Source organism: Sorangium sp. So ce1036 (genome assembly GCF_051369805.1).
Taxonomy (GTDB): domain Bacteria; phylum Myxococcota_A; class Polyangia; order Polyangiales; family Polyangiaceae; genus Sorangium; species Sorangium cellulosum_F.
In genome coordinates, this window is the sequence record NZ_JBBMOX010000001.1 from 9813599 (window position 1) to 9826224 (window position 12626).

Consider the following 12626-nt stretch of genomic DNA (forward strand, 5'->3'; position numbering starts at 1 on the left):
TCCGGCCCTCAGCGCGACAGCCTGTAGGCGAGGTCGTTCCAGCGGAGCTCGTCCTTGAGCGCGCGGATCTCGGTCCCTGCCCCGATGCGGACCAGCTCCACGCCGACGATCTCGGCGAAGTCCTCCACGTGCTCCAGGGTCACGGCGCGGCTGTGGGCGCAGTGATGGGCGCCGCCGGCCAGGATCCAGGCCTCGCACGCGCGCTTGAAATCGGGCCTCGGGATCCACACCGCGCGCGCGACCGGGAGCTTCGGCATCTCCTCGTCGGGCGGCACCACCTCGAGCTCGTTGGCGATCATCCGCATGCGGCCGCGCAGGTCGATCATGGCCACGTTCACGGCGGGCCCCGTCCCGGCGTCGAAGACCAGCCGGCACGGATCCGCCTTGCCGCCGATGGGGAGCGGGTGAGCCTCCAGCGACGGCCTCCCCGCGGCGATCGACGGGCAGATCTCGAGCATGTGGGCGCCGAGGACCCGCTCCCTCCCCTCGACGAGGTGGTACGTGTAGTCCTCGATGAAGGAGACGCCCCCGCGCAGGCCGGTCGCCATGACCTTGAACGCGCGGACGAGGCCGCACGTCTTCCAGTCGCCCTCGGCCCCGAAGCCGTAGCCGTCGGCCATGAGCCGCTGCACCGCGAGGCCGGGGAGCTGCTTGAGCCCGTGCAGATCCTCGAACGTCGTGGTGAACCCGCCGAAGCCGCCCTCCTCGAGGAAGGCGCGCAGCGCCGCCTCTTGCCGCGCCGCATAGCGCAGGTCGGCGTGGCGCTCCCCGCCCTTCCTCAGGGCGGGAGCGACGGTGTACGCGTCGCCGTACTCCGCCACCAGGCGATCGACCTCGCGCTCGCTGACGTCGGCGATGCGCCCGACGAGATCGCCCACGCCATAGCCGTTCACCGACCACCCGAGCCGGATCTGCGCCTCGACGCGGTCGCCGCCGGTGACGGCCACCTCTCTCATGTTCATGCCGCCGAAGCGGGCGATCTTGAGCCGCTGCGCGTCGGCGGCCGCGCAGGCGGCGCGCGCCCAGACGTCGAGCCTGGCGAGGACGTCGCGGTCCTTCCAGTGGCCGACGATGACCTTCCGGTCGATGCGCAGGCGAGCGCCGATGTACCCGAACTCGCGGTCCCCGTGGGCCGACTGGTTCAGGTTCATGAAATCCATGTCGATGGTGCCCCAGGGGAGCTCGCGGTTGTACTGCGTGTGCAGGTGAGCGATCGGCTTCTCCAGGCGCGTGAGCCCCGCGATCCACATCTTCGCGGGCGAGAACGTGTGCATCCACGTGATGACGCCGGCGCACTGCGGCGCCTCGTTCGCCTCGCGGCAGACGCGGAGGATCGCGTCGGGGCTCTTGAGCGTCGGCTTCCAGACCACCTTGACCGGGAGCTCGCCGGACGCGTCGAGGAACGCGGCGATCTCCCGCGAATGCTCGGCGACCTGCCGCAGCGCCTCCTCGCCGTAGAGGTCCTGACTGCCCGTCAGGAACCACACCTCGAAGCCTTCAAGTAGATTCTTCATGATACCCCTGCTGCGTCAGCTCCCTCTCCACGAAGGACCCGAGCTGGATGTAATCCCGGTACAGCGCGTCATAGAGCCGGGCGCGCGCCGGATCCGGCCGATAACGAGCCTCGGTCTCGGGAGCCATCGCGCGCTGCGCGTCCAGGGCCGTGGCGTGCAGGCCGGCGGCCGTCGCGGCGAACATCGCCGCGCCCAGGGCGACCGGCTGCTCCCCGGCGCGGACCTCGACCGTCATGTCGAGCACGTCGGCGAGGACCTGCATGGTCAACGGGCTCTTGCGCGCGACGCCGCCGATGCCGATGGCGCCGTCGATGCGGATCCCCTGGGACCGGAAGCGCTCGACGATCGCGCGGGATCCGAAGGCGACCGCCTCGACGAGCGCGCGGTAGATCCGCGGCGCGTCGGTGGCCAGGTCGAGGCCCGCGATCGCGCCCCTGAGCCGCTGGTCCGCGTCCGGCGTCCTCCGCCCGTTCAGCCAGTCGAGCGCGAGGACGGGGCGCCGCGACGGCGGGATCGCCGCGGCCTCCCTCTCCAGCGCGGGGATGATCTCCTCCAGGAGCGCGTCGGCGAGCGCCGCGCGGCGGACGGCGTCGGCGAGGGCCTCCCGGGACGACTCGCCGGCGCACGGGAGGGTCGGCAGGACCGCGCGGAGCGGCCAGCCGAGGAGCTGCTTGAACCACGCGAACACATCCCCGAACGCGGATTGCCCCGCCTCGTAGCCGATCGCGCCCGGCAGGATCGAGCCGTCGACCTGGCCGCAGATCCCGGCGACCAGGATCTCCGGCGCGCCCGTCTTCGGCACGACGAGCATGTCGCACGTGCTCGTGCCCATGACCTTGAGCAGCTGGTGCGGCCGGATGTCGCCGCCGACCGCGCCCATGTGCGCGTCGAACGCGCCGACGGCGACCACGACGTCGTCGGGGAGGCCGAGCCTCGCCGCCCACTCGGGCGAGATCGTCCCGAAGGGCGTGTCCGCCGTGAAGGTCTGCGCGCCGAGCGTGGCCCTGAGCGCGGGCAGCCGCGGGTTGAGCCTCGCCAGGAACTCGTTCGACGGGTAGCCGTCGAACTCCGGGTGCCACATCGCCTTGTGGCCCGCGGCGCAGCGGCTCCGCTTGATCCGCGCGAGGTCGGTGGTGCCGGTCAGGACGGCGGGGATCCAGTCGCAGTGCTCCAGCACGGTGACCGCCGCGCGCGCGACCGTCGGATTGGCCTCGATGACGTGGAGCGCCTTGGCCCAGAACCACTCGGCAGAATAGACGCCGCCCGAGAACTTGGTGTAGTCGACGCCGCCCCAGGTCCGGGCGACGTGGTTGATGCGGGCCGCCTCGGCCACGGCGGTGTGGTCCTTCCAGAGGATGAACATCGCGTCCGGGTCCTCTTCGAAGCCGGCGCAGAGCGCGAGGGGCGTGCCCTTCGCGTCCGCCAGGACCGGCGTGGAGCCGGTGGTGTCGACCGCGATGCCGCGCACGCGCGAGGCGACGTCGCCGCCCGCCTGGCGCAGCGCCGCGCGGACCGACGCCTCCAGGGCCTCCAGGTAGTCGAGCGGGTGCTGGCGGAACCGGTTCGCGCGCGGGTCGCAGTAGAGGCCTTGCGCCCAGCGCGCGTAAGGCGCGACCGAGACCCCTGCGATCTCGCCGTCGCGCGCGTCCGCGACGACCGAGCGAACGGAGTCGGTGCCGAAGTCAATCCCGATGACGAAGGTCCCAGCGCGCATGACGACCCGATCCAGGGCGAAGCCGGAGCGGCAACCCGGGGACATAATGTGAACGTTCACAATTCCAATGTCAATTCCAAATCGTCCGCCGGCGACTATCCTCCCGCCCGATGGATGACAAGGCTGGCGGGTCTCCTCCGGAGCCCCGCGTCAAGCGAGGCGGGCGCCGGGCCGCGGTGATGGTCGACGTGGCCAAGCTCGCAGGCGTTTCGTATCAGACGGTCTCGCGGGTCCTGCACGACAGCCCGCACGTGCGCCGCGACACGAGGGAGCGGGTGCTGGACGCGATTCGCCAGCTCGACTACCGGCCGAGCTCGGTGGCGCAGGCGCTCGTCACCGGGCGCTCGAGGTCGCTGGGCGTGGTCAGCTTCGACACGACGCATTACGGCCCCGCGTCGACGCTCCTCGGGGTCGAGGAGGCGGCGCACGACGCCGGCTATGGCGTCAGCATCGCCAGCCTGAAGGCGCTCAGCCGCGCGCCGGTGGTGGCGGCGGTGCAGCGGCTGTGCGACCAGCGGGTGGACGGCATCGTCGTCATCGCCCCGCAGCGGTCGACGGTCGACGCGCTCCGCCACGTCACGTCCGACGTTCCGGTCGTCGCCGTCGAGGGGGGGCCGGACGATTCGGTCCCGGTGGTCGCCGTCGACCAGCTCGGCGGCGCCGCCGCGGCGACGCGCCACCTCCTCGACCTGGGCCACCGGACGGTGTGGCACATCGCCGGCCCGCCCGACTGGCTCGAGGCCGATCAGCGCATCGACGGCTGGCGCGGGGCGCTGGAGGCCGCCGGCGCCGAGGTGCCGCCGCTCCTGCGCGGCGACTGGAGCGCGCGCTCCGGCTACGAGCTCGCCCCGCGGCTCCTGCGCTCGCCGGGCGTCACCGCCGTGTTCGTGGCCAACGACCAGATGGCGCTCGGCCTGCTCCGCTTCCTCCACGAGAGCGGGCGCGAGGTGCCGCGGGACATCAGCATCGTCGGCTTCGACGACATCCCGGAGTCGGCGTATTTCACGCCTCCCCTCACCACCGTCCGGCAGGATTTCTCCGAGCTCGGGCGCCGGTGCCTCCATCTCCTGCTCGAGCGGATCGAGAGCGGCGAGCGCTCCTGGTCGCGCATCGTGGTCGAGTCCGAGCTGATCCTGCGCAAGAGCACCGCGGTCCCCAGGCGCCGGTGAGCCCGGCATCCAGCGACGGTGTGATCGCTCACACGGACGCGGCGAGGCCGGCGCGCCCCACGAGAGGCGCGCTCACTCCGCGAACGTGGGCGTCCATGGAGCGAGGATGTTCTCGACCGTGTACTGAGCCGCCTCGGCCGCGCCGAGCTGGCTGGACTCCGGGGCGCGCTCGCTCGGCTTCGCGCCGGGCCCCGTGGTCTGGTACTCGGCGAAGCGCGCCGTCGCGAGCGTGTTGCTGCCCATGGGGACCCACCCTCCGGGCGCGATGTGCGCGCCGAGCTCGGTTCCGAGGTAGGTGGTCGCGCCGTAGGGTCTCCAGTTGCGACCGAGGGCGATCGAGCCGGGCCTGATCGATCCGGCCGCCGTGGCCCGCCCTCCGAGGAACACGATCCCGAAAGGGGTCCCCTGGTCCGTGCTCGGCGCCGTGATCGCCGTCCCGCTGGCGACGTTGTGGATCGTGCAGCCCTCGAAGACGGCCGTGGCGGCTCCGAAAATGAAGTCGACCGTGCCCTCGATGTAGCAATCCCTGAAGTACTGCGTCCCGCCCTTCACATACAGCGTGTCCTGGTGACCGAGGGCCCGGCAGTGGCGAAACTGCACGCGATGGCCGGAGACGAGGAGCGCCACGGCCTGCACCCCTGGACCCGTGCTGTTGGCGAAGGTGATGTTCTCGACCGAGACGTCGCTCGCGGAGATGTTGACGCTGTAGCTCCCGGAGGTGCCCAGCGTGCCCCCCTGGCCGTTCGGGGTGTTCGCGCTGTCGCCGTAGGTGAGCACGGTCGTCTCCGCCCGACCCGTCTGGCCGCAGAGCGTCACGTGGGGGCGGTCGATGACGAGCTTCTCGGAGTAGGTCCCGGGGGCGATGCGCAGGAGGGTGGGCGTCGTGTTCGACCTGGGGACGCTGTTGATCGCGGCCTGGACCGAGGTGAAATCCCCCGATCCATTCTTGTTCACCTCGATGAGCGCCCCTCCCGTCAGGCGGTTGCAGTCGGACGTCGTGCCGTCGCCGCCCGAGCCCCCTGCGCCTGAACCGCCGCTGCCGCCCGAGCCGCCGCTGCCTCCGGCGCCGCTGCCTTCGCCGCCGGTGCCCGCAGCGCCGCTCGTGGGGCCGCCGGCCGTACCGCGCGCGAGCCCGCGGCACAGGCAGTAGTCGGACTGGTGCCCCGAGTCGCACGGCACGGGCGGGCGCGCCTCGTCGGCGCCGCAGCTTCCGTCGAGGTTCTCGTGGGCGGCCTCGCAGGCGAGGCCGGCGGCGCTGCACACCGCCGTGCAGCCGCTCCCGTCCTGGAAGACTGCGCCGCAGAAATCATGGCCCGAGGTGCAAAGGTCGAAGCCGGCCGCCTCGATCGGAGAGCAGTCGACGGGCACGCCGGCGCCTCCGCCCCCGCCTGCGGCGCCCGAGGCGCCGGCACCCGCGGGAGCGCCGGCGCCGCCGCTCCCCGGGGCGCCGGGCGACACGGCGCCGCCGCTCCCTGTCGTGCCGGTCGATTGCGCGCCGGAAGCGGCGCGCGAGCCGCCTCCGGCCGGCGAGGCCGAGCCATCGGCGCCCTCCTCGGCCGTACAGGCGAACGGGCAAAGGAGTGCGAGCAGGGAAGGGAGTGCGAGACGGGAGCAAGTGCGCGACATGGGCGAGTCCTCCAGAGTCCTGCGGCGCTTCGTCGAGCGATCCACGAACCGTGGAACCATGAGCGCGGGTTTCCTGGCGCCCTCGGCGTCATGGCGGTCCGCCTCTCGGCCCGACTCCCCGCAGCAGCGTACTCCCCGCATCGAAGGGGCCGCCTTGCCCAGGATGCTCGTGACGGCCACATCGGAGGCGACCAAGCTCAACTCCCCTCGAGGCAAATCGTGCGCACGAAGCGCCTCACGGTCGAGGCGCGGCGCTCGGCGTAGTAGCGCTCCGCCGCCGCTCTCGACTCCTCGCCGGGCGCCTCGAGGCAGTCCGCGATGACCTCGTAGCCGCCCTGGAGCCGGCTCGGGTCCTCGGGGTGTGTGCGACGATATTCGCGCGTGAGCTCACGCATGCGCGCGCCGTCCCGCGCGCTCATCGCGTCGTTCAGGAGCGCGATCAGGCCGTTCTCATGCTGTATCTCGAGGTGACGCGGCGTGATGGGGTGGGGGTGGGCGGGGCCGTCGTGTCGGTCACCGGGGCTCGGTCCGATGAGGGGCAGGTCGTCGACCGTCGCGGCGAGCGCGGTGCTGCCGGCCGACGCGGGCGGCGCGTTCGACGCGCGGTGCGACGCCGCCTCCCGCGGCGTCTCCCCCCGCGACGCCTCCTGCCGAGATGAAGGCGGCCGTCGTCCATCGGGCTCACGCGAGCGATCGACGAGGTAAAGCGCCGCGCCGAGGAGCATCAGCGCGGCCACGGACCAGCGCCAGCGCGTCGACCTCATGGAATCGTCACCGTCCACGTCACTGTCTCTTGCGAGCGGGGCCAGTTGTCGCGACCCCAGCAGGGATCGATGTAACCGGGGTTCCTCGAGGGCGGAGGGTCGAGGCACTCACCGCTGCGGTAGCGCACCAGCTCCTCGCCGGCGTTGTCGTAGGCCCTGGCGACGATGGTGTGAGTGCCCGACGCGAGGCCCGCCGCAGCGACGTTGTAGACGGGGCCGCCGTTCGTCGCGATCACCTCGCCGTCGAGCGTCCAATCGACGCTGATGACCTCGGGATCGATCACGTTGACCGTGAGCGTCGCCGGGTCCGTGACGGCCCCAGCGGGCGGATCGGTCGAGTCGATCGGCCTGACGCGCATCCAGATGTCCATGACGATCTTCTCGCGCGAGACCGCGTTGAAGCTCGTATTCTTGTTGCGTCCGAACAGGCTGTTCATCATCGAATTCGAAGACGGACGGTACTGTCCATTGTCCACGTAGCGACTGCCGACGAAGGTGCCCTGGATGCCCGTGGAGTCCGCGGCGTCATGACCCAGCCACTTGTCCCATTTGCCCGCCGTCGTCGTGCAATTGGCCGTGGAGTTGACCTCGACGTACTCGGTGCCGCTGCCGCTGCACGTATTCGCGCCGCAGGCCGAGCCCGTCGCCTTGGCGCAATACTCGTCGGCGAGCTGATGGAAGCCGTGCCCCCCTTCGTGCAGGGCCGCTCCGGGGGCCTCCGCGTGTCCGCCGGACCAGAGCATCCAGGCCGAGCCCGTGTTCCACCAGCGATCGTTGTTCAGCACGATGGCGTGCCAGTCGACCTCGAAGTCGTCGGGGAGGTTCGCCTCGAGCGCGTCATCCGCCGCACGGGTGTCGCAGTCTGCGAGGCGGCTATCATCGTCGCCCGTGCAACCCAGCGCTCCTGGGACACGGTTCGAGCGGCTGACCACCTTGATGGCGCAGATGTTGACGAACTTGCGATACCTTCCGTACGGCTCGCCGATCGGGCTGCTGAAGCGCAGATCCATCGCCGCCTCGACGTGCTCGATGAACGTGGTGTTCACCGTCGTCGCATCGTAGCCGTCGCCCAGGATGACGTAATTGACGCGGTTGGCAGGTGGACCCGCGCTCTCGATGGCCACGCCGTTCGCGCCGCAATCGAGGACGTAGGGGGCGCCGGTCCCTCCACCGTCGCCGCCGACGAAAGCACCCCCGGCGCCCGTGCCGGCCGAGCTGCCCTGCGCTGCGCTGCCCTGGGCGGCGCCGCCCGCGCCGCCCTGGGCCGCGCTGGCCGCGCCGCCCGAGCCTGGACCGCCGCTGCCTGCTGCTCCGCCGACATCCGAGCCGCCGACATCCGACCCGCCGGCCGCGGACATGCCGCCCTCTGCGTTGCTGCCGCCGCTCCCCGCCGTGCGGCTGCCCGGGGACTCACCGCACGCACAGAGCGCCGCCAGACTCAAAACGCGCAGCACGCACCTCGACCTCATCGCCCTCACCTCACGATTTTTCGCCCATGGAGTCGACGTCAGACGAGAGCCTCGAGCCTGCGTGGCAGGCGCCTGCTCGCCCTGATAGGAGGTGCCAGCAAGCTCGTGATGTCAACCATGAGAATGCAGCCTGGATACGCGGCCGCGGGGCCGACGCCGGGGATGGGGGCGCCCGCTGGCCCGTCCGGCGCGTCCCACGAGCGGCGGGGCGCCGGCGAGAGCGCTACGATCTCCCACCCCTGACGCCCGCGCTCACCCGAACAGCCCCTCGACCGGCGTGGTATGCAGGTCGTTGTCCCCGAGCACGAGATCCGGGGCACCGAAGGCGCGCGCGATCGCCATCCAGACGTCGTTGGTGGAGCGGAGGCCGCGATTGCCGTTGGTCCACACCTGGCCGCCGCGCAACCCGGTGCCTTCGCCGCCGAACAGCACCCACGGCATGTTGTCCCAGTTGTGGGTCCGGGTGCCGACCTCGGTGATGTACGGGACCAGCGTGCTGTCGAGCAGCTTCCCGCCGGCCACGTCGTCGGTGTCCGCGAGCTGCTGCAGGAAATCGGCGACGTGGCGGGCGTAGAACTCTTCCACGCGCGTGAGGAACTCGAGCGTGTCGCGCGTGTCGGGGTCGTGGCTCGTGGTGTGATGCACCTTGAAGATGGAGGCGTCCGGGGGCCACAGCTCGCCGAAGCTCACGTGGTTCGTGCCAGGCGCCCACTGGAACGTGACCACGCGTGTCAGGTCGCAGCGGAGGGCCGCCTTGATCACCGCGAAGTGCAGGGTGCCGATGCGCGCGTGCTTCACGTCGTCGCGCTCCTTGACGACGTGCGAGCTCTCGTAGGGATCGATGTGCTCGCTCACGTCGACCGTCTCGGGCGCCTCCGCGACGCCGCAGGACGCGGGGTCCCTCGGGTCCGCGTCGAACTCCTTCTCCACCTCGCGGATGGCGGCGGCGTGCGCCTCCAGCGACTCCCGCTGCGAGCTCGGCGCGAGGCCCTCGAGGCGCTTCAGGTCCTTCATCGCGAAGTCGAGCACGCTCTTCTTCTCCAGGCGCGCCCGGGTCAAGGCGTCCAGGTTGTCGTCCGTCGGGCCGCCCGGCATCAGCGTGCCGAACACCCGCCGGTACGCGTCGAGCGGCTGGTAGTAGGGCGTCATCGGCGCGCTCGGGCCCGAGTAGGACATGTGGCGGGTGGACACCTCCGGCGTGTCGGCGCGCTTGTCGCAAGAGACCTGGAGCGACGCGATCGGGGTGCCCTGGAGCTCGGACGACTGCCGCACGAGCAGCTGGTCGATGCTCGGCCCCTCGGCCACCGGGTCGTCGCCGCCGTTGCCCGGATACAGCTTCTTGGTGCGCTGCCCCGTGGTCATCAGCACCGTTCCGCGCTCGTGGCCGCCGCCGACGGACCCCTCGAAGGGCAGCTTCAGGTCGCGCATCACGATCATGCGATCTTTCATGGACGCGAACGGATCGAGGATGCGCGAGAGGGTGAAGTCGGTCCCGCCCCCCTTCGGCCAGAAGTTCTGGTACACGGTGCCGACCGGGCGCTGCACGATCAGGAGGCGCTTCGGGGCCGTCGCGCCCTCCGCGGCGGACTCGAGGCCCTTGAGCACCGTGACGAGCCCCGCGGCGGCGCCGATGCCCTGCAGGAAGCGGCGGCGAGACCATGCATAAGACAGGTTGTAGCGCACAGTCATTCCTCCTTGGCGCGCTCGGTCAGCGCCGGTGATACCGCGATGGCTTTCACGAGGTTGGGAAGGGTGCGCTGCCCCTCTGGCAGCGCCGCGATCACGCGCCCGACCTGACAGTCGCGGGGCGAGAGCGCCTCGTCGTCCGTGCCATAGGTCAAGAGGTGCCGCGCGACGCAGGCGGCGAACCCGTCGGTCTCGGCGACGGCGTCGGCGAGATCGACGGCGCTCGAGTAGATCCCCTCGAGGTCGCCCAGGCCGGTCAGATCGACGCGCGCGTCGATGGGCTCCCCGTCGAGGGTGACCCGGTATCGACCGACCGGATCGTAGTGCTCGAGCAGCAGGCCGAACGGGTCGAACTGGCGGTGACACCCCGCGCAGGAGGCGTTCCCGGCGCGCGCGTCGGCGCGCTCGCGCTCGGTCATGTCGGCCGCGAGCAGGTCCTGGATCGCGTCGGCGAGCGCCTCCGGGGGCGAAGGGATCTTGTCCAGGCAGAGCAGCGCGCCGCGCACGAAGAGCCCTCGCGCGACGACGCTCGTGTTGTCGGTCCGGGACAGCGCCGCGAGCAGGCCGGGCTGCGTGAGGACCCCGGCGCGCTCGTCGGCCGGCAGCGTCACCTTCGCGAACTCCTCGGGCGCTGCGCCCGCGTGCTCCACGCCATAGACCTCCGCGAGCGGGCCGTTCACGAACGTCTCCCTCGAGGTGAGCAAGGCCGACACGTCCGCGCCGCGGTTCCACAGGAGCTCGTCCAGGAGCAGCTCGGTCTCGTGGAACATGCTCGCCTGGAGAGCGGGGGTGTACTCGGGGAACAGCCCTGGATCCTTGACCGTGCCGAACAGGTTGCTGAGCCCCCACGCCGCGATCAGCGTGGTGCTCAGGCTGCGGCGCGTCTCGGGCTTCTCCAGCAGGCGCTCGACCTGGCGCGTCAGCTCGTCCGGGTCGTTCAGGGCGCCGGAGTCGGCGGCGGCGGCGAGCTCCGCGTCCGGCAGGCTGTCCGTCAGGAAGAACGCGAGCTCGCTCGCGGTCTCGTGCGCCGTCAGCCGCACGACGTCGCCGGCCGCGGCGTCGCCGAGCTCGGTGCGGTACGAGAACGAGGGGGACGCGAGGACCGCCTCGACGGCGAGCGCGACGCCGCGCTCGTAGCTCATCTCTCTCCCGAGGCCGTACACGGACCACAGGTTGTCGAGCTCCGCCGCGTCCATCGGTCGGCGGAACGCCCGCTGCGCGAACCGCGTCAGGAACGCCTTGGCGCAGGCGTCGTCCCCGTCAGGAGCGCAACCCGTCACCTGCTCGAAGCGCCCCTCGATGCTCTCGGCCGCATAGGCGGCCCTCGCGAGCCGCGCGTGCACGAGGGAGGTCCCGGCCACCACGCCCTTCTTGGCAAACGGCTTCGTGCGCGCGTCCGGCGCATGGTCCGGCTCGATGGCCGCGTCTCCCAGGAGGTCCCGGATGGCGTTCGTGAACTGCAGGTCGGCGAGCAGCACGACCCGCCGCTCCAGCCGCGGGTTGCACGCGCCGCCGCCCGAGGGGCTCGCGCCGCCGCCCGAGGGGTCCGCGCCTCCACTCGAGGGGTTCGCGCCGTCGTCCGAGGGGGTGGCTCCCCCGCCGATATTGCCCACGCACCCTGCAACGAGGAGCGACGCAGCCGCGACGACACCTCGCAGCCGGGCGCCCACCTCGCCGCGCGTGGATGTTTCCGCTCGCGGTCGATTGCACGCGACGCTCGGGCCTCGATCGTGAACAGAAACATTCACGATTGCGGCTGCGCGACCTGGGCCCTCACGGCGCCTCGGGCCTCTCCCGAGTGCGCGCTCCACGGCGGCGCGAATACCTCCCTGAGCGGAGGCCAATGACGCAGATCGATTCACACGATACCTCCTGGCGAGTCCGCGCTGCTGCGCGAAGGATTCCAGCACCCTCTGGGCTGCGGCAGGTGAACCGGTGCTGTAGGTTTCTCCCCTGGTTTGAGAGTGTTCCGACCGGTGGGCCCAGCCCCGCCTCGGCTCACCACCTTTATAAACCGATCTCAGCCGGGACGATGGGACGATTTGGCGGTCGCCGCCCCCCGGTTGCCTGGGTGGCGTGAACGACCCATCCAGGGCGAAGCGGAAGGAAACCTCAGGCAAATTGTGAACGTTCACATACGCGTCGTCAAACAAAAATCGGCCGGCCAACTACGATCCACCGAGCCCGATGAATAACAATGCTGGCGGATCTGCTCCGGAGCGCCGCGTCGAGAAGAGCGGGGGTCGCGCCGCAGCGCATGCGGAGCGACGGCTGGCCGTGGCCCGGTGACGCCCCCGTTCCCCCGCGGGGCGCCGCTAGGGCGACAAACGGATTGAACCTCGTACAAATTCAAAAGGTTGTGGCCCCCGACGGATCCGTCGCGGAGCGTGGACGTGGACCTGGACGTGGACCTGGACGTGGACCTGGACGTGAACGTGGTCGTGGTCGTGGTCGTCAACGGCTCAATCGTGAACGTGAACGTCCACGTCTGAGCGTCCATCACATCCCGCCTAACTTCGCGAAATCCCTCGCATTCGCCCAGAGGACAAAGTCCAATTATTTCGAGTACTTGAGCGAGATGTGACGGATGATGAGACGTCCACGTTCACGTTGGTGACCGATGAGGGGGCAGCGGTTCGGGCTTCGGGCCCCGAGCGCGACTGGACGAGCTTGGTTAGCGGTTA

The 12626-nt window shown here is 70.9% G+C and carries 8 protein-coding genes; 1 reads left to right on the top strand and 7 read right to left on the bottom strand.

Features of this window, described 5'->3' with window-relative positions:
• Positions 1-8: 8 nt before the first annotated feature.
• Together araA and WMF31_RS36925 are read right to left on the bottom strand one after the other, a co-directional pair.
• Entirely contained in the window at positions 9-1514 is a 1506-nt protein-coding gene (gene araA, locus WMF31_RS36920; RefSeq protein WP_436606443.1) for an L-arabinose isomerase, read from the bottom strand.
• Positions 1498-3228 (bottom strand): ribulokinase, encoded by a 1731-nt coding sequence (locus tag WMF31_RS36925; protein ID WP_436606444.1) that lies wholly within the window; start codon positions 3226-3228, stop codon positions 1498-1500. Before WMF31_RS36925 ends, araA begins: the two co-directional genes overlap by 17 nt.
• Before the next feature lie 110 nt (positions 3229-3338).
• On the opposite strand from WMF31_RS36925, the gene WMF31_RS36930 reads away from it, so the two are divergent.
• Positions 3339-4397 carry a LacI family DNA-binding transcriptional regulator gene (locus tag WMF31_RS36930; protein ID WP_436606445.1) on the top strand — a complete coding sequence of 353 codons (1059 nt, stop codon included), beginning with the start codon at positions 3339-3341 and terminating at the stop codon, positions 4395-4397.
• A 72-nt stretch (positions 4398-4469) separates the two neighbouring features.
• On the opposite strand, the gene WMF31_RS36935 is transcribed toward WMF31_RS36930, so the two are convergent.
• The 5 genes from WMF31_RS36935 to WMF31_RS36955 all read right to left on the bottom strand — a co-directional run bounded on the left by WMF31_RS36935 (position 4470) and on the right by WMF31_RS36955 (position 11555).
• Entirely contained in the window at positions 4470-5765 is a 1296-nt protein-coding gene (locus WMF31_RS36935; RefSeq protein WP_436606446.1) for a pectinesterase family protein, read from the bottom strand.
• Between the two features lie 455 nt (positions 5766-6220).
• Positions 6221-6787 carry a hypothetical protein gene (locus WMF31_RS36940; protein ID WP_436606447.1) on the bottom strand — a complete coding sequence of 189 codons (567 nt, stop codon included), beginning with the start codon at positions 6785-6787 and terminating at the stop codon, positions 6221-6223.
• Positions 6784-8256 (bottom strand): M64 family metallopeptidase, encoded by a 1473-nt coding sequence (locus tag WMF31_RS36945; protein WP_436606448.1) that lies wholly within the window; start codon positions 8254-8256, stop codon positions 6784-6786. The genes WMF31_RS36940 and WMF31_RS36945 overlap by 4 nt, the downstream gene beginning before the upstream one ends.
• 252 nt (positions 8257-8508) lie before the next feature.
• A complete protein-coding gene (locus WMF31_RS36950) occupies positions 8509-9945 on the bottom strand; it encodes a DUF1552 domain-containing protein (protein WP_436606449.1) in 1437 nt (478 codons plus the stop codon).
• Entirely contained in the window at positions 9942-11555 is a 1614-nt protein-coding gene (locus WMF31_RS36955) for a DUF1592 domain-containing protein (protein WP_436606450.1), read from the bottom strand. Before WMF31_RS36955 ends, WMF31_RS36950 begins: the two co-directional genes overlap by 4 nt.
• Between the last annotated feature and the right edge of the window lie 1071 nt (positions 11556-12626).